The 17,262-nt window shown below is 61.6% G+C and carries 18 protein-coding genes, 1 tRNA gene and 1 pseudogene; 7 read left to right on the top strand and 13 right to left on the bottom strand.

From position 1 onward, the window contains the following. Positions 1–710: 710 nt before the first annotated feature. The gene (locus QOS90_RS06925; RefSeq protein WP_256577360.1) at positions 711–890 is read right to left on the bottom strand and encodes a DUF3438 family protein; all 180 of its coding nucleotides are present in this window, start codon (positions 888–890) and stop codon (positions 711–713) included. Between QOS90_RS06925 and QOS90_RS06920 the strand changes: the two genes are divergently transcribed. Then, complete coding sequence (locus tag QOS90_RS06920; RefSeq protein WP_256577359.1) at positions 870–1,268, top strand: DUF3438 family protein; 399 nt, start codon at positions 870–872, stop codon at positions 1,266–1,268. The two genes, QOS90_RS06925 and QOS90_RS06920, sit on opposite strands and share 21 nt — an antisense overlap. Here the strand turns inward: QOS90_RS06920 and QOS90_RS06915 are convergent. The 8 genes and pseudogenes from QOS90_RS06915 to QOS90_RS06880 all read right to left on the bottom strand — a co-directional run. Further along, positions 1,179–1,547, bottom strand: a pseudogene (locus QOS90_RS06915) (Arm DNA-binding domain-containing protein); the annotation flags it as partial. The gene QOS90_RS06920 and the pseudogene QOS90_RS06915 overlap by 90 nt on opposite strands. A gap of 227 nt (positions 1,548–1,774) precedes the next feature. Then, a tRNA-Gly gene (locus QOS90_RS06910) sits at positions 1,775–1,850 on the bottom strand. 63 nt (positions 1,851–1,913) lie between these two features. Beyond that, positions 1,914–2,474 (bottom strand): CDP-diacylglycerol--glycerol-3-phosphate 3-phosphatidyltransferase, encoded by a 561-nt coding sequence (gene pgsA, locus QOS90_RS06905; protein ID WP_027592792.1) that lies wholly within the window; start codon positions 2,472–2,474, stop codon positions 1,914–1,916. A gap of 33 nt (positions 2,475–2,507) precedes the next feature. Beyond that, complete coding sequence (gene uvrC / locus QOS90_RS06900; RefSeq protein ID WP_085272601.1) at positions 2,508–4,331, bottom strand: excinuclease ABC subunit UvrC; 1,824 nt, start codon at positions 4,329–4,331, stop codon at positions 2,508–2,510. 5 nt (positions 4,332–4,336) lie between these two features. Next, complete coding sequence (gene gacA, locus QOS90_RS06895; RefSeq protein WP_027592794.1) at positions 4,337–4,975, bottom strand: response regulator transcription factor GacA; 639 nt, start codon at positions 4,973–4,975, stop codon at positions 4,337–4,339. Between the two features lie 63 nt (positions 4,976–5,038). Then, on the bottom strand, positions 5,039–5,428 hold the full coding sequence (locus tag QOS90_RS06890) for a helix-turn-helix domain-containing protein (protein WP_027592795.1): 390 nt from the start codon (positions 5,426–5,428) through the stop codon (positions 5,039–5,041). A 121-nt stretch (positions 5,429–5,549) separates the two neighbouring features. Next, positions 5,550–5,981, bottom strand: coding sequence for a GNAT family N-acetyltransferase (locus QOS90_RS06885; protein WP_085272600.1), 432 nt, complete (start codon positions 5,979–5,981; stop codon positions 5,550–5,552). Positions 5,982–5,994: 13 nt separating this feature from the next. Continuing rightward, on the bottom strand, positions 5,995–6,381 hold the full coding sequence (locus tag QOS90_RS06880) for a DUF488 domain-containing protein (protein ID WP_085272599.1): 387 nt from the start codon (positions 6,379–6,381) through the stop codon (positions 5,995–5,997). A 128-nt stretch (positions 6,382–6,509) separates the two neighbouring features. Between QOS90_RS06880 and QOS90_RS06875 the strand changes: the two genes are divergently transcribed. Then, entirely contained in the window at positions 6,510–8,126 is a 1,617-nt protein-coding gene (locus tag QOS90_RS06875; protein WP_085272598.1) for an inorganic phosphate transporter, read from the top strand. Positions 8,127–8,231: 105 nt separating this feature from the next. Here QOS90_RS06875 and QOS90_RS06870 read toward each other — a convergent pair whose 3' ends face one another. Next, positions 8,232–8,927 (bottom strand): glutathione S-transferase N-terminal domain-containing protein, encoded by a 696-nt coding sequence (locus QOS90_RS06870; RefSeq protein WP_027592799.1) that lies wholly within the window; start codon positions 8,925–8,927, stop codon positions 8,232–8,234. Between the two features lie 197 nt (positions 8,928–9,124). Between QOS90_RS06870 and QOS90_RS06865 the strand changes: the two genes are divergently transcribed. Then, the gene (locus tag QOS90_RS06865) at positions 9,125–9,586 is read left to right on the top strand and encodes a hypothetical protein (RefSeq protein WP_085272597.1); all 462 of its coding nucleotides are present in this window, start codon (positions 9,125–9,127) and stop codon (positions 9,584–9,586) included. A 17-nt stretch (positions 9,587–9,603) separates the two neighbouring features. Here QOS90_RS06865 and QOS90_RS06860 read toward each other — a convergent pair whose 3' ends face one another. Both QOS90_RS06860 and QOS90_RS06855 read right to left on the bottom strand, forming a co-directional pair. After that, a complete protein-coding gene (locus tag QOS90_RS06860) occupies positions 9,604–10,101 on the bottom strand; it encodes a PaaI family thioesterase (protein WP_085272596.1) in 498 nt (165 codons plus the stop codon). 103 nt (positions 10,102–10,204) lie between these two features. After that, entirely contained in the window at positions 10,205–11,587 is a 1,383-nt protein-coding gene (locus QOS90_RS06855) for an amino acid permease (RefSeq protein ID WP_027592801.1), read from the bottom strand. 255 nt (positions 11,588–11,842) lie between these two features. On the opposite strand from QOS90_RS06855, the gene gcvA reads away from it, so the two are divergent. Beyond that, positions 11,843–12,739: a transcriptional regulator GcvA gene (gene gcvA / locus QOS90_RS06850; protein ID WP_027592802.1), complete on the top strand. Its 897-nt coding sequence runs from the start codon at positions 11,843–11,845 to the stop codon at positions 12,737–12,739. Positions 12,740–12,871: 132 nt separating this feature from the next. Further along, complete coding sequence (locus tag QOS90_RS06845; protein ID WP_027592803.1) at positions 12,872–14,116, top strand: 2-aminoadipate transaminase; 1,245 nt, start codon at positions 12,872–12,874, stop codon at positions 14,114–14,116. 3 nt (positions 14,117–14,119) lie between these two features. On the opposite strand, the gene QOS90_RS06840 is transcribed toward QOS90_RS06845, so the two are convergent. Continuing rightward, complete coding sequence (locus QOS90_RS06840; RefSeq protein WP_027592804.1) at positions 14,120–14,422, bottom strand: hypothetical protein; 303 nt, start codon at positions 14,420–14,422, stop codon at positions 14,120–14,122. Between the two features lie 220 nt (positions 14,423–14,642). Here QOS90_RS06840 and QOS90_RS06835 point away from each other — a divergent pair, with 220 nt between their 5' ends. Continuing rightward, on the top strand, positions 14,643–15,068 hold the full coding sequence (locus tag QOS90_RS06835) for a hypothetical protein (RefSeq protein ID WP_027592805.1): 426 nt from the start codon (positions 14,643–14,645) through the stop codon (positions 15,066–15,068). Positions 15,069–15,141: 73 nt separating this feature from the next. Beyond that, complete coding sequence (gene fusA / locus QOS90_RS06830) at positions 15,142–17,253, top strand: elongation factor G (RefSeq protein WP_085272595.1); 2,112 nt, start codon at positions 15,142–15,144, stop codon at positions 17,251–17,253. The last annotated feature ends 9 nt before the right edge of the window (positions 17,254–17,262 follow it).

Raw genomic sequence — 17,262 nt, 5'->3', positions numbered from 1 at the left:
GGTACGCTCACGAGCCTTATGGACCTTCGTGCGCAGTGTAACGTCGAGCGGTGAGTAGTCGATCCAATGTGTCGTGTACGCAACAAACCAGGTGCGCTTAAGCAACCAACACGCGCTTGCAAGCGTTAGCAACCCGACGGGAACCGCAAACACATTCAGTGCAGTGGCAATCAACGCAGTCACCGACCGATCTGCCACCTGAGGGATAGCCCAGTCTGCCAGGGCCAACACCAGGCAACCGAACACGCGATCGCCCAAGGTCTGCATGAATGCCTTCCGCGCTTGCCGTCGCTCCAAATGGTATTGATACCAGCCCAGCAAGAACTCGCTGCTTTCCTGAAGAGCCAGCTCCAATAGATCGTGCTCAGCCACATGCCCTAACGGGCGCCCCCGACGCTCACCTGTACTCCGCCACGCAGCGGGCAGCAGCGCAATGACATCCCAGCCGAGTCGGCGCACGAGCCCGCCCATGAACGGCAGGACCAGCGAGACGAATACTGCGTATCCCGCGAGGCTCATCGCCCAGAATGCCAACCCTTCGCTGCTCAGCGGCCAGATCGCTGAGCCCTGTTGCGACCACAACAGCCGTGCGACATCACAAAACAATACGCCACCGCAAAGCGTGAGCGCCCATCTCACTTCAGGGCCCAACCGCGAGCCATGCATGCTGTAAGTCATTCGCGACACCCTGCCCCTCTGTCAGTTTGGTTTCACTGCGACCCTACCTTCGCGGGGATCTTCAGGGTTTGCGTTGTGTCCGGTTTTTTGGCTCGCAAGTAGACTGCACCGCCTGTGCTTTGGACTCGCAATGATCCGTCGAGTCCGGACGGCGTACGCACGCGTACATCGCGATCCTCGCACCGACTCGGGTGCAGTTGCAGGACATTCAAACGGGTGAGCTGATTCTGCTCGACGTATCTGCCGCACAGGCCACGAAGGAAAGTGCGGCGCTGGAGCCCATGAAAATCATCAGTACCTCGGCTGGCACCGCGAAACAGGAAAGCTCCGTTCAGACGACTGCAACGCCGGTCCCCGTCGCACTGACCCGCTACGCCGCCCAGAATTTGTATGCCCGCTTGTGGGTAGCCGATTTCATGCAGGGCCGTGGACAGTGTTCCACGCATGCCGTGCCCGGTCAGCAGACCGAAATAGCCCATACGGCGCAAGGCAATCTGGTCCAGCGTGCTTTGCCGCCCCTTCTTGAGCACGCGGCCGCGATGCGCGAACCAAAGGTCGTACATCGCCTGAAAGGTGTTCTGCTCGGCTAGGCTCTGCGTGTGGCGCTGGTGCCGTCGATGGACGCGGGGGTTGGTGCCCTCAGCGATCAGTCGCCGCGCCTCATCGCGCAGTGACCGCGCCTGGCGCAGGCCCACCTCGGGATAGGTGCCGAGGGACATGCGTTTCTGCTTGCCAGCCCATGAATAGCGAAAGTGCCACGACTTGCCCCCAGCCGCTGTCACGCCGAGTGACAGGCCATCGCTATCGCCGAGAGTGTAGTCCTTGCCGGTGGCCTTGGCCTGGCGAACCGTTGCATCCGAGAGTGCCATGTACGAGCTCCTGAACATGAGTTCAGGGCTAAATGCTCGTTACGCTCGACGCTCCTCTCCAGCAACAAACCGGGACTAGGGATGCCCGGATTTCATGGACTAATTTCTGGACTAAAAAAGTCCGGATGCCCATGGATCCCAATGGATCTGACTGGAACGAAAAAAGACGCCGAAGCGTCTATTTTCAACGACTTACAGACTTCCTTGGAACTCTGTAGATCTATAATTGGAGCGGGAAACGAGACTCGAACTCGCGACCCCGACCTTGGCAAGGTCGTGCTCTACCAACTGAGCTATTCCCGCGTCGTGATGGGTGCCATTCTAGCGATATCTAAAACGGCGTCAACCCCTTGATTCAAAAAAGTTTTATTTTTGTTCCGAGCCTTCGCGCAAGTGCGGCCAGGCGGCCAGCAGGTAATGCGCCATCGACCACAGCGTCAGCCCTGCCGCTACCAGCAGCAGGCCGTAACCCAGAATCACCCACATCGTCACCGCAGGTGGGTTGCCCAACAGAATGACCAGCGCCAGCATCTGTGCCGCAGTCTTCCACTTGCCGAGGTTGGACACCGCCACGTGCGCCCTCGCCCCCAGTTCGGCCATCCACTCGCGCAGCGCCGAAACGACGATCTCGCGGCCGATGATCACCGCTGCGGGCAAGGTCAGCCAGAAGTTGGCATGTACCTGCACCAGCAGCACCAGCGCCACGGCGACCATCAGTTTGTCGGCCACTGGGTCCAGGAAGGCACCGAACGGCGTGCTCTGCTGCAGGCGACGCGCCAGGTAGCCGTCCAGCCAGTCGGTGGCGGCGGCAACGGCAAACACACTGCTGGCGGCCATATAGCTCCAGTGATAGGGCATATAGAACAGCAGGATGAAGATCGGGATGAGCAGGACGCGTAGAACGGTGAGCAGGTTTGGAATATTCATCGGTACGACTGGCTGCGGGTTGAGCCCGGCATTCTACTCGCTATGCAGGCTGGCATAAATCGACTCGGCAAGCTTTTTACTGATGCCGGGGGCTTTGGCGATCTCATCGATACTGGCGCGGTTGAGCTCTTGCAGGCCGCCGAAGTGCTTCAGCAGGTCGCGCCGGCGCTTGGGGCCGACCCCGGCCACGTCTTCCAGGCTGGACACGCGACGGGCCTTGCCGCGGCGGGCACGGTGGCCGGTGATGGCGAAGCGGTGGGCTTCGTCGCGGATCTGCTGGATAAGGTGCAGCGCCGGTGAGTCGCCCTTGAGGGTGAACTCGTGGTGCACGTCGTTGAGGTACAGGGTTTCGAAACCGGCCTTGCGGGTCACGCCTTTGGCCACGCCGAGCAGGGTCAGGTCGGTGAAGGCCAGCTCCTGCATCACGTCGCGGGCCATGTTCAACTGGCCTTTGCCGCCGTCCACCAGCAAGACGTCGGGCAACTTGCCCTCGCCGTCCTTGATGCGGCCGTAGCGGCGGGTCAGGGCCTGGTGCATGGCGGCGTAGTCGTCACCGGCGGTGACGCCTTCGATGTTGAAGCGGCGGTAGTCGGACTTGATCGGGCCTTCGGGGCCGAACACCACGCAGCTGGCCACGGTGGCTTCGCCGCTGGAGTGGCTGATGTCGTAGCACTCCAGGCGCTGCGGCACTTCGTCCAGGCCCAGCACCTGGGCCAGGGCCTCGAAGCGCGCGGCCATGTGCTGGCGATTGGCCAGGCGGGCGTTGAGGGCCTGTTCGGCGTTGGTCACGGCCAATTGCTGCCAGCGGGCCCGAGTGCCGCGCACCCGGTGGGTGATGGTCAGCTCGCGGCCGCGTAGGGTCTGCAGTGCTTCGCTGATGGCTTCGAAGTCTTCGTGCACCACGTTGACGATGAGTTCGCCAGGCAGCTCACGCTCAGCGTTGCCCACGTAGTACTGGGACAGGAACGCGGCCATGACTTCAGCCACCTCCTCCTCGATGCCCACCTGTGGGAAGAAGTTTTTGCTGCCCAGCACCCGCCCGCCACGCACGCTGATCAGGTGCACGCAGGCGCCACCGGGGTTGACGAAGGCCGCGATGACGTCGACGTCGCCGGTACCGCCTTCGATGTACTGCTGGTCCTGCACGCGGCGCAACAGGGCGATCTGGTCGCGCAGTTCGGCGGCCTTCTCGAAATTGAGGGCCATGGCGGCCTTCTCCATTTCGGCATTGAGCTCGTTGCCCAACTGTTGGCTGCGGCCTTCGAGGAACATCACCGAGTGGCGGATATCGTCGGCGTACTCGTCTTTATCCACCAGGCCGACACACGGCCCTTTGCAGCGTTTGATCTGGTACTGCAGGCACGGCCGGGTGCGGTTGGCGTAGTAGCTGTCTTCGCACTGGCGCACCGAAAAGGCCTTTTGCAACAGGCTAAGGCTTTCGCGAATGGCGCCGGCGCTGGGGTACGGGCCGAAGTAACGGCCCTTGGCTTTTTTTGCACCGCGGTGGATGCCCAGGCGCGGGAAGTCGCCGTCAGACAGGAAGACATAAGGGTAAGACTTGTCGTCGCGCAACAGGATGTTGTACGGCGGTCGCCATTCCTTGATCAGGTTCTGCTCCAGCAGCAGTGCCTCGGTCTCGTTGGCGGTGATGGTGGTCTCGACCTGGGCGATACGGCCCACCAGCGCGGCGGTCTTGGGGGCCAGTCCGGTTTTACGGAAATAGCTGGCCAGACGCTTCTTGAGGTTTTTGGCCTTGCCCACGTAGAGCAGCCGCGCCTCGGCGTCGAACATACGGTAGACGCCCGGGCGACCGCTGCAGGTCGCCAGGAACGCGCTGGCATCAAAAGCTTGGGACATGAGGTTTACAGGCTTGCGTCAACCATACCGTGGCGAACGGCCAGCAAGGTCAGTTCGACGTCGCTGGTGACCGAGAGTTTTTCAAAGATCCGATAACGGTAAGTATTGACGGTCTTGGGCGAGAGGCACAACTTGTCCGAGATGATCTGCACCTTCTGGCAGCCGACGATCATCAAGGCGATCTGGATTTCCCGCTCGGACAAAGCATCAAACGGCGAGCCTTGCGGCTGGAACGACTTCAGCGCCAATTGCTGGGCGATTTGCGGGCTGATGTAGCGCTGGCCGGCAAAGGCCAGGCGAATGGCCTGGACCATTTCGTCGAGCCCGGCGCCCTTGGTCAGGTAACCGGCTGCGCCGGCTTGCAGCAGGCGCGTGGGGAATGGGTCTTCCTCGCACACGGTGACCGCGACCACTTTGATGTCGGGGTGGCTGCGCAACAGTTTACGGGTAGCCTCCAGGCCACCGATGCCCGGCATTTTCACGTCCATCAGGACGACGTCCGGCTTCAGTTCCCGGGCCAGCTTCAGCGCCGCCTCCCCTGAATCCCCCTCACCCACCACCTGCAAGCCGTCGATGTCGGCCAGCATGCGTGTAATACCGGTTCGTACCAGATCGTGATCATCGACCACTAAGACCCTAATCAAGCACACACCTCGTCTACAGGGCGATTGGATCCCGCCACCTTAACAAAATTTTTCATGGCGGGCCTAACGCAAAACTTCTGTCAGATAGGCCTGACGGCCAAGTGTGAAAGGCCTCACTGTTTCGCGGCTTTTAACCTCACCTGACAAACGCCCCAGCAAGTGCCAGAGCGCTGCTTGATCGGCGAGCGGCAATTGCCGAAAGGCCCCCAGCAATTCGGCCTCATCCTGGGTCATGTTTTCCAGCGGCGCCGGGGTGCGCACACCGCTGAGCACGTAGAGGGCATCCACGCCATGGGCGGCCACTGCGGCCAGGTAATCGGCACGCGGCGTGCGTTCGCCACTTTCGTATTTACCCTGGGCATTGGGCTCGACTCCGCCAATGTCACCAAACACCCGCTGGGTCATCCCCAACCGCTCACGTTCCTCCCGCAGTCGCGGACCGAATCCATTCATAGGGTGCATCTCCTTAGTCCCTAGACATCATCCAACGCCGCTCACCTTCCTGTAAGCAGCTGTAAATTCCTGGGTCCACTATGCCCATGGTCACCGGCCACGACAAGCCATCACTGAGCTATCAGTCGATTGTGCGCTGCATGCGCACGAAGCACTCATCCTCGCCCATTTCGACAAAGCCCCTGCGCTGATACAACTGCCTGGCCGGGTTGCTGCGGAACACCATCAAACGCAGCAGTGGCAGGCGCCGCTGCTGCGCCCAACCGGCGAGCGCCTCCAACACCCCACTGCCGATACCGCGCCCGCGGTGCTCGGGCAGCAGGTGCAACTCGCGAATGAACAGTGCCTGGCGGTCTTGGCTGAGGCTGCAGTAGCCCAGCACCGTGTCACCGTCCATCACCAGCCATTGCTCACGCCAGCCCCAGGCCTGATCGAAGGCATCTTCGAGCCACAACAGGTCGAACTCTCGGTAGTACGGCAGCATGGCCCGGCGCGTAAGGTCGCGGGCAAAGCTGCGGTGGGCGTCGGTGGCAGGTACAAGGTTCATGGCCATTATTGTGCACTGCTCAGGTGGCGTAGCACACCGGCGAGCTGCCTGGGCCACGCCGTTCCAGCTCATCCTCCAGCCACTCGGCGAGCACCTGGGCATTGTTGTGCTCGGTGTTTTTGGCGGCATACAGCAAGGTCAGCGGCCCTTTGGCCGCCAGGTCCAGCAGTGGGTACCAGTGCTCGGGGTGGGCGGCCAGCTGTTGCTGATAGCGCTGGGTGAAACCGGCGAAATCCACCTCCCCCTGGTGAAACGCCCTCCGCAATTCGTCCGAAGGTGCCACCTCGCGCAACCATTGGCCCTGCAGGTCTTCCTTGCGTTTGTTGCGCGGCCACAGGCGGTCGACCAGCACGCGCCGGCCATCCTCGTCGGCGGCCGCTTCGTAGACACGTTTGCAGCGGATCATGGCTTTCTCCCGCATTTACCGTCTGTCTTGAGCCTAGTGAATTCATTGACCGAGGTCACGGACCGGTCACGAATTGCTCCTAAGCTCACAGCCTTCGGCACCTTCGCCCGACGCCAACCGGAGCCCCCATGGCAACCCCGTCCCTGGCCAGCCAGCCGCCACTGGCCCAACGCGATTCCCGCCCGCAGCTGTCCCACAAGCCCGGGCGTGCCACCCTGGTTTTGTTCTTCGGCCTGCTACTGGCAGGCATCGCCTACACAGCCTGGAGCCTGAAACAGGACGTCAGCGCCAGCGGCACGGTGATCACCACCGTTACCCCCTTCCTGTTGTTGGGCCTGGCGCTGCTGATTGCCCTGGGCTTCGAGTTCGTCAACGGCTTCCATGACACCGCCAACGCCGTCGCCACGGTTATTTACACCCACTCTTTGCCGGCACCGGTGGCCGTGGTTTGGTCGGGGTTGTGCAACTTCCTGGGGGTGCTGCTTTCCAGCGGCGCGGTGGCCTTTGGCATCATTGCCTTGTTGCCGGTAGAGCTGATTTTGCAGGTAGGTTCTTCGGCCGGTTTCGCCATGGTCTTCGCCCTGCTGCTGGCCGCGATCATCTGGAACCTGGGCACTTGGTGGCTGGGCTTGCCGGCGTCCTCCTCGCACACGCTGATTGGCTCGATCATCGGCGTAGGCGTGGCCAATGCGCTGATGCATGGGCGGGACGGCACCAGCGGCGTGGATTGGACCCAAGCCAGCAAGGTGGGGTATGCCCTGCTGTTTTCGCCACTGATCGGCTTTGCCTGCGCGGCCCTGTTGCTGCTGGCGCTGCGCGCGCTGGTCAAGCGCAAAGAGCTGTACCAGGCACCGGAAGGCCAGAAGCCGCCACCGTGGTGGATCCGTGGCGTACTGATCCTGACCTGCACCGGGGTATCGTTTGCCCATGGCTCCAACGATGGACAAAAAGGCATGGGGCTGATCATGCTGATTCTGGTCGGCACGCTGCCGATGGCGTATGCGCTGAACAAGACCATGCCCAGCGAGCAGGCCCTGCAGTTTTCGGCCGTGGCCGAAGTGACGCGCCAGGCCCTGGTGCGCCATGACCCGCAAGCGGCGCCCGCAGACCCGCGCCAAACCCTGACCGCGTTCATCGCCGAACCCAAGCCCAACCCGCAACTGGTACCAGCCCTGGCCGCCCTCACCGGCATGATCGGCGAAGAGGTGAAGGGTTACGGTTCGCTCAAGCGCGTGCCGGCCGAAGCCATGGCCAACGTGCGCAATGACATGTACCTGACCAGCGAAGCCATCCGCCTGCTCGACAAGCACCAGCTGACAAACTTCGATGCCGACACCCGCAGCCATGTGCAACTGTTCAAGACACAGCTGGACGACGCCACGCGCTACATTCCTCTGTGGGTCAAGGTAGCTGTGGCCATCGCGCTGGGGCTGGGGACCATGGTCGGCTGGCGGCGCATCGTAGTGACAGTGGGCGAGAAGATCGGCAAGACCCACCTGAGCTATGCCCAAGGCGCATCGGCGGAGGTAGTTGCGATGTGCACCATCGGGGCGGCCGACATGTTCGGGCTGCCGGTCTCGACTACCCACGTGCTGAGCTCGGGTGTGGCCGGGACCATGGTCGCCAATGGCTCGGGGATTCAGCAGCGTACGTTGATCAACTTACTGATGGCCTGGGTGCTGACCCTGCCCGCGGCAATGCTGCTGGCAGGTAGCCTGTACTGGCTTCTTAACCAGATTTTCTAGGCTGCAATAAAGAACCTGTGGGAGCGAGCTTGCCCGCGAATGTGATGATGGACCTACCACAGCATTCGCGGGCAAGCCCGCTCCCACAGGTTCAGGGATGCTCGATCATCCCGGGATTTTCAGGCCACGCTGAACCGCCGGCCGCTCCAAAAACGTCGCCAGCACCCGCTGCACTTCCTTGAACGCATCGAACCCGACCAGCTCACGGGCGTTGTAGCGCTCCACAAGGTTGCGTACCCAAGGGAAAATGGCGATGTCAGCGATGCTGTATTCGTCGACCATCCACTCGCGGCCTTGCAGGTGGCGGTCCAGCACACCCAGCAAGCGCTTCGATTCGTTGACGTAGCGATCCCGCGGGCGTTTGTCTTCGTATTCCTTGCCCGCAAAGAAATGGAAGAACCCGACCTGGCCGAACATCGGCCCGATGCCGCCCATCTGGAACATCAACCACTGCAGAGTCTGGTAACGGGTGGCGGGGTCCTGGCTGAGCAACTGCCCGCTCTTTTCCGCGAGGTACTGCAGGATCGCGCCCGACTCGAACAACGGAAGCGGCTGGCCGCCAGGGCCGTTCGGGTCGAGGATGGCGGGGATCTTGTTGTTGGCGCTGAGGGAGATGAACTCCGGGCTCAACTGGTCATCGTTGTCGAAGCTGACTTTGTGCGGCTCGTACGCCAGGCCGATCTCTTCGAGCATGATCGACACCTTGACCCCATTCGGCGTCGGCAACGAATACAGCTGCAAGCGCTCGGGGTGCTGGGCGGGCCATTTGCGGGTGATGGGGAATGCGCTCAGATCGGTCATGGTCAACCTTGACTGGGGAATGGAGCTGTTACTTTAGTGACATCCCGCGTGGCTGGCCATCACCGGCCATTCGCCAAGCCACTTTACATGTGCGCTTTCCAAGGTGGCTACCTCGCATATCTACGAGTAGTTCATACCCGGCCATCGCTCATATATTCGCCTGGCAGATCCAATCTCCACTACAACAGGCATAAACCATGATCGATATAAAAGAAATCGCTGCAAAATCATTGGCAAAAGAGACCCGCGACGGGCGCATCAAACTTGAAGTAGTAAACGTTGATACCGGCCGTACTCTCTGCTTTGAAAACTATTCTACCTTATGGCTGACCAGGTATTATTTTGGGGGCATCATCACGGACCCAGAAAACCAACTCGCCCATCAATTCTTTGTAGTACTGCAAGGCCAATACCTCGAAAAAGGCGAATTCATAATCGCACCGGGGACCTCGCACACTGCCGAGCACTTTGATGCCTCGATCCCCCTCTATGATCGAAACGGGACAGGCAAGCTAATTGTTACAGCACTGGAAAACTCGCCAAACCCGGAACGGCCACCCACCTACTTGAAAGCAACTACCGAATTGCTGTTGTCATCACAAACAGAACGCTTCAGGGCGTTTGCAGAAATCGAGTTTGGCACCCCCGCTCACCAATAACCATCGCCAACCTTCGCTTAAACCTGGCCGTGGGCCTTGCGCTTGAGCTTTTCGGTGTCGACCCGTACGAACACCGAGTCCGCCGTCACCGTGAGTACGTCGTCTGCCCAGACCTCGCAGATAACCCGGCTCTTGCGCCCGACCTCGCCTTCTACGCGTGCCTTGAGCAGCAACTCAACACCCATGGGGGTCGGTTTCAGGTAACTGAGGTTGAGTGTGCCCGTGACGCAGTCGATACGCGGCAGGCTGCCCGGTTCGCGGCCTTCGTTGCGGTAGTGGTAGGCCATGGCGGTCCAGTTGGAGTGGCAATCGACCAGCATGGCCAGTAAGCCGCCATAAACCAGGCCGGGCCAGCCGATGAAGGTGCTGTCCGGCGCGTGGCGGCACAGCAGGTGGATGCCGTCGGCGTCCCAATGGCTTTGCAGGTGCAGGCCGCTAGGGTGGGAGCAGCCGCAGCCGTAGCAGGTGCCTTCCGGTGCAGCCAACTGCTGGAGGGAAAGGGTGTGCTCGTTCATACGCTTCCTGTGCTTGTTGGAATGGGAAGTGAGGCAAGCGTCGATGGTAGCGCCGCGCTGGGCCAGCGCCAATGAGAAAGGGGCGCCAAGCGCCCCCTCTGGATCAAGCAGTCTGTGCGACCACCTTGCCGCGCCGCTGGGTCAGCGACACCAGCAGGATGAACAGCGTCACCCCGGCAGTCATCAGCGTCTCGTAGCGGTAGGCATCGCTGAACAGCATGTAGCCCAGGACCATGACGATGGTGCCGATCACCAGCCAGGTCAGATAAGGGAACAGCCACATCTTAAGCTCCAGCGGCGTGCCCTCACGGTCTGCACGGGCTCGCATGCGCAGCTGAGACACGGCGATCACCAGGTACACCAGCAAGGCAATGGCGCCGGTGGTGGACAGCAGGAAACCGAACACCTTGCCGGGGAACACGTAGTTGACGAAGCAACCGGCAAAGCCTGCCAGGGTCGAGAAGATGACCGCTACCGTTGGCACGCCAGCACCCGAAATGCGCTTGGTCATGCTCAGCGCCTGGCCACGGGCACCCAGGGAGTAGAGCATCCGCGAGGCCGTGTACAGGCCGGAGTTCATGCAACTGGTGACCGCCACCAGCACCACCAGGTCGACCAGCAGCTTGGCGCCCGGCACATTGAGCACTTCCAGCACCCGCTGGAACGAGCCCACGGCTTTCAGGGCCGGGTCGTTCCAGGCCACCAGCGACACCACCAGGAAGATCGAGGCCAGGTAGAAGATGGCGATGCGGTACACCACCAGGTTGGTGGCACGGCGGATCTTGTCTTTCGGGTTGGCTGTTTCGTCAGCGGCAATGGTGACGATCTCGGCGCCGAAGAACGAGAAGATGGTGATCAGCACGCCACCCAGCACAGTGCCAAAGCCATTGGGCATGAAGCCGCCATTGTCCCACAGCCGGCTCACGCCCGAGACCTCGGCCAACGGCCAGAAGCCGAACACGGCCAGGCTGCAGACGATGATGAAGGCAACGATGGCAACCACCTTGACCAGCGCGAACCAGTACTCGAAGGCACCGAAGTTCTTCACGCTGATCAGGTTGGTACCCGACAGCACGACCATGATCAGGAAGGCGAACAACCACGAGGGCACGCCGGGGAAGTAGGCATGCAGGATGTCTGCGCCAGCAATCGCCTCGACCGGGATGATCAGCACCCAGAACCACCAGTACAACCAACCGATGGTGAAGCCTGCCCAAGGGCCGATGGCCTCGGAGGCGTACGTGGAGAACGAGCCGCTGTTGGGGTTGGCGATGGCCATTTCGCCCAGCATACGCATCACCAGCAGCACCAGCAGGCCGGTCATGGCGTAGGAGATGAGGATGGCCGGGCCGGCGGTGGCAATGGCGTTGGAGGAACCGATGAACAGGCCGGCGCCGATGATGCCGGCGATGGAGATCATGGAAACCTGACGGGACGTCAGGCCGTGCTGCAAGGACCGCTGTTTCTTGTTTTCTAGCGAAGCCATGGAGAACCCTCGAATGGGTCGCCGTCGTGGGACGGCTAAAAAATGGAGCAGAATTCTTATTAATTTCTGGTGTGCGTTTTTTGTTGTTTTGTAGATGCCGGCGGTGGCTACTTCCCTCCTCTTCGCACGACCGGTTGTAATCGTTGATCCAGGTCAGTATTAATCTATAGGCCTGGGTCAACAAACGACCTTTTCGAAGCACATGATTCCAATTCGGAATGAACTTTTTCCTTTTTTGCTCGGTACGCGCCTGTCATGTCCAAACGCCTGATGCCCTCGACCACCGCCCTCCAGTGCTTCGAAGCGGCTGCCCGCCACCTGAGCTTCACCCGCGCGGCGCAAGAGCTGCACCTGACCCAGAGCGCGGTCAGCAAACAGGTCGCGCAACTGGAGGACATGCTGTCGCACTCGCTGTTCCAGCGCATTCGCCGGCGCCTGCACCTGACCCCGGCGGGTGCGCTGTACCTGACCGAGGTGAACAAGATCCTCACCCAGATCGACATCTCCAGCCGCTACATCCTCAGCTATGGCGATGAGACCGAAGTGCTGCGCATCGCCACCCAGCCGACCTTCGGCGCGCGCTGGCTGGTGCCCAGGCTAAAGGGGTTTGGTGATCGCTATCCGCGTATTCACCTGGATATCCGTAACGAGCTGGAACCCTTCGACCTGGTGCAGTCCAAGGCCGACATCGCCTTCTTCTTCGGCCAGGGCACCTGGCCTGGGGCGACGTGTATCGAGCTGTTCAGCGAAGAAGTGGTGCCGGTGTGCGCCCCAGAGCTGCTCGCCAACCACCGTTTCACCAGCGCCGAGGCGCTGACCGAGCACCGCCTGCTGCAGTGTGTATCGCGCCCGGAGGCCTGGCATGAATGGTTTTTGGGGCTGGGGTTGCACAGCCAGAACAGCTACCACGGGCCGCGCTTCGACACGTTCTACCTGTGCATCCGGGCTGCAATCGCCGGCTGTGGCATTGCCCTGATTCCGCGGTACCTGGTGGCGGAGGAGTTGAACGAAGGCAAGCTGGTGGTGGCCTGGGACCACCCGGTGCCGAGCAATGGAAGGCACTTCATCGCCCATGCCGAGCATGCGGCGGAGGTGCCGAAGGTCAGGGCCTTCGTGCAGTGGATTCGCGAGCGGGTGGCTGAAGGGGATTGAAGCCAGTGCAGGTAACACAAAATCTTACAAGATCACGAATCCAAGGAATGATCGCAATCAAATAATTCGTTTGCGCAATACAGCCCCGGCACGCTTCGATAGTGGGAAACTCGAACAAGGTCCGCGTGCACCATGAATCAGGAAAGTATCAGCCAGTCCATTGCCATCGTTCACCCAATTACACTTTCCCACGGCAAGAATGCGGAAGTCTGGGACACCGACGGCAAACGTTATATCGACTTCGTCGGCGGTATCGGCGTACTCAACCTGGGCCATTGCAACCCAGCCGTGGTCGAGGCAATTCAGGCCCAGGCCACCCGCCTCACCCACTATGCCTTCAACGCCGCCCCCCACGGCCCGTACCTTGCCCTGATGGAGCGCCTCAGCGAGTTTGTCCCGGTCAGCTACCCGCTGGCCGGCATGCTCACCAACAGTGGCGCGGAAGCGGCGGAAAACGCCCTGAAAGTGGCCCGTGGCGCCACCGGCAAGCGCGCGATGATTGCTTTCGACGGTGGCTTCCATGGCCGCACCCTGGCAACCCTGAACCTCAATGGCAAGGTCGCCCCGTACAAGCAACGCGTCGGCGACCTGCCAGGCCCGGTCTACCACCTGCCCTACCCCAGTGCCGACACCGGCGTCACCTGCGAACAGGCACTCAAGGCCATGGACCGGCTGTTCAGCGTCGAACTGGCGGTTGAAGACGTGGCGGCTTTCATCCTCGAACCGGTCCAGGGTGAAGGCGGCTTCCTCGCCCTCGACCCGGCATTCGCCCAGGCACTGCGCCGCTTCTGCGACGAGCACGGCATTTTGATCATCATCGACGAGATCCAGTCGGGCTTTGGCCGTACCGGCCAGCGCTTTGCCTTCCCGCGCCTGGGCATCGAGCCCGACCTGCTGCTGCTGGCCAAAAGCATCGCGGGCGGCATGCCACTGGGTGCGGTCGTGGGCCGTAAAGAATTGATGGCATCGCTGCCCAAGGGTGGCCTGGGCGGGACCTATTCGGGCAACCCGATTGCCTGCGCAGCGGCGCTGGCGAGCCTGGCGCAGATGACCGACGAGAACGTCGCCACCTGGGGCGAACGCCAGGAACAGGCGATTGTCAGCCGCGTCGAGCGCTGGAAAGCCCAGTACCCGTTCATCGGGCGGCTGACCGGTGTCGGCGCGATGCGCGGCATCGAGTTCGTCAACGCCGATGGCAGCCCGGCACCGGCCCAGCTGGCCAAGGTCATGGAAGCAGCGCGGGCCAAAGGCCTGTTGCTGATGCCCAGCGGAAAGGCGCGGCATATCATCCGCCTGCTCGCACCACTGACCATCGAAGCCGAGGTGCTCGAAGAAGGCTTGGATATCCTCGAGCAGTGCCTGGCAGAGTTGAACTGAGGCTTACAGGCCCAGCTCTTCAGGGGTGAGCATGTCGGACTCGAAGGCAATCCAGCCCCCTTCGAGTTCGGCGTGGCCGTTGACGATCGGGCCGTAGTAGGTCAGGCCGTTTTCCAGGGTAACGCAGATGTGCGTGGCCGGCTTTTCGGGAGCTGCGAGCGTACCGACGAAATGCACCTTCTTCAGGGTTTCGGTCACCGCTTCAAGGCCCACGCGCATGCTGGGGTTTTCCGAGGCCTCGATGTCGCCCCCGCGGTCTTCAGCGCTGATGGTCACGGTGGCGGTGTACGGGAACTTGCTGCTCAAGCGGGGTTACCTCAATTAGATGTGTAGGCGTTTTGGCGCGTAGAGTACGGCAGCCTTTGTCTATTGTCTCTACTGGCCTCTTCGCGGGTGAACCCGCTCCCACAGGTACAGCGTCATGCCTGGCACCTGGGTGGCCGCCATCAACAGATCAAAATGGCCTCCCCCGCCCCGATCTGTTAGGGTGCCCGCCGATGCACGCCACACCACACGAGGATCCCGAGTGAGCGCCGAAGAACCCCTGATCGCCGACCTGTTCGAGGTCGACAAACGCCTGTCCCTCAAGCCCGTCGTGGACTTCAACACCTACCTGCGCAACGCGTTCGCCGAAGGCCCGTGCCAGTGCCATCGCTGCCGTGACGGTGGCGACCAGAGCAGCTACAGCCACGCGCACAACTTCACCCTCGAAGGTCGCCCGCTCAACCGCCGCTTCGCCAACACCGCAGGCAGTGACGTGCTGCTGGTGCTGAAAAAAGCCTGGCTGTCGTACCACAAAGAAGACCTCAACCTGGTCGGCGCGCTGGACATGGCCAAGCTCAAGACCTTCACCGACGGCGCCCTGCACGAGCGCTTGCTGGCCCTGCTGCCTGCTAGCGGCCTGGCCCGTGAAGTGGACGGCCAATGGCTGCTGCAGGCTCAGGCCGACTGACGGCCCGGCGGTAAAGCAGGATTCTTCCGGTCTGCTAACGTGGGAGAATCCGCCCATCCGCAGGTAGTCCGCCATGGCCCGTACAACGCCCATCGAGCTGTATCGCAATATCGGCATCGTCGCCCACGTGGATGCCGGCAAGACCACCACCACCGAGCGCATCCTGTTTTACACCGGGGTCAATCACAAGATGGGCGAGGTGCACGATGGCGCCGCGACCATGGACTGGATGGCCCAAGAACAGGAGCGAGGCATCACCATCACCTCGGCAGCCACCACGGCCTTCTGGCAGGGCTCGACCAAGCAGTTCCCCGACAAGTACCGCTTCAACATCATCGATACCCCTGGCCACGTCGACTTCACCATCGAGGTAGAACGCTCGCTGCGTGTGCTCGACGGCGCGGTGGTGGTGTTCAGCGGCGCCGACGGGGTCGAACCGCAATCGGAAACCGTGTGGCGCCAGGCCAACAAGTACCACGTACCGCGCCTGGCCTACATCAACAAGATGGACCGCCAGGGTGCCGACTTCCTGCGCGTGGTCAAGCAGATCGACAAGCGCCTGGGGCATCACCCGGTGCCGATCCAGCTGGCCATCGGCAGCGAAGAGCACTTTATCGGCCAGATCGACCTGGTGAAGATGAAGGCCATCTACTGGAACGATGCCGACAACGGCACCACCTACCGCGAAGAAGCGATCCCCACCGAGCTCCAGGCGCTCGCCGACGAATGGCGCGCGCACATGATCGAAGCCGCGGCAGAGGCCAACGATGAGCTGACCACGAAGTTTCTCGAAGGCGAGGAACTCAGCATCGACGAGATCAAGGCCGCCCTGCGCCAGCGCACCATTGCTAACGAAATTGTGCCGACCATCCTTGGCTCGTCGTTCAAGAACAAGGGCGTGCCGCTGATGCTCGATGCGGTCATCGACTACCTGCCCGCACCGTCGGAAATCCCGGCAATCAAGGGCACCCACCCGGACGATGAAGAACAGCACCTTGAGCGCCACGCCGACGACAAAGAGCCCTTCTCGGCCCTGGCCTTCAAGATTGCCACTGATCCGTTTGTCGGCACCCTCACCTTTGCCCGAGTGTATTCCGGGGTGCTCAGCTCCGGTAATGCCGTGCTCAACTCGGTCAAGGGCAAGAAGGAACGCATCGGCCGCATGGTGCAGATGCACGCCAACCAACGCGCCGAAATCAAGGACGTGTGCGCCGGCGATATTGCTGCCTTGATCGGCATGAAGGACGTGACCACGGGCGATACCCTGTGCGACATCAACAACCCCATCATTCTCGAACGCATGGACTTCCCAGACCCGGTGATCTCCGTGGCCGTGGAGCCTAAGACCAAGGCCGACCAGGAAAAAATGGGCATAGCCCTGGGCAAGCTGGCCCAGGAGGACCCGTCGTTCCGCGTGCGCACCGATGAGGAAACCGGCCAGACCATCATCTCCGGCATGGGCGAGTTGCACCTGGACATCATCGTCGATCGCATGCGCCGCGAGTTCAACGTCGAGGCCAATATCGGCAAGCCGCAGGTGGCCTATCGCGAGAAGATCCGCAACACCTGCGAGATTGAAGGCCGCTTCGTTCGCCAATCCGGCGGGCGCGGCCAATACGGCCACTGCTGGATCCGCTTCGCCCCGGGCGACGAAGGCAAGGAAGGCCTGGAATTCATCAACGAGATCGTCGGTGGCGTGGTACCCCGCGAGTACATCCCGGCCATCCAGAAAGGTATCGAAGAACAGATGAAGAATGGCGTGCTCGCCGGCTACCCACTGATCAACTTGAAGGCTGCCGTGTTCGACGGCTCCTACCACGACGTCGACTCCAACGAAATGGCCTACAAGATAGCCGCGTCCATGGCCACCAAGCAGCTCTCGCAAAAAGGCGGGGCAGTGCTGCTAGAGCCGGTGATGAAGGTTGAGGTGGTGACCCCCGAGGAATACCAGGGCGACATCATGGGCGACCTGAGCCGGCGCCGCGGGATGATCCAGGATGGCGACGAGACGCCAGCCGGCAAGGTGATACGCGCCGAAGTGCCGCTGGGCGAAATGTTCGGCTATGCCACTTCCATGCGCTCGATGACCCAGGGCCGCGCCAGCTACACGATGGAGTTCATCCGCTATGCCGAGGCACCGGCCAGCATTGCTGAAGGGATCGTGAGGAAGAACCGCGGGGAATAATTCATTCAC

This window comes from Pseudomonas sp. LAIL14HWK12:I10 (assembly GCF_900184205.1).
GTDB lineage: Bacteria > Pseudomonadota > Gammaproteobacteria > Pseudomonadales > Pseudomonadaceae > Aquipseudomonas > Aquipseudomonas kermanshahensis.
Note: the sequence above shows the minus strand (reverse complement) of the source record. Positions and strands in the feature narration are given on the sequence as shown.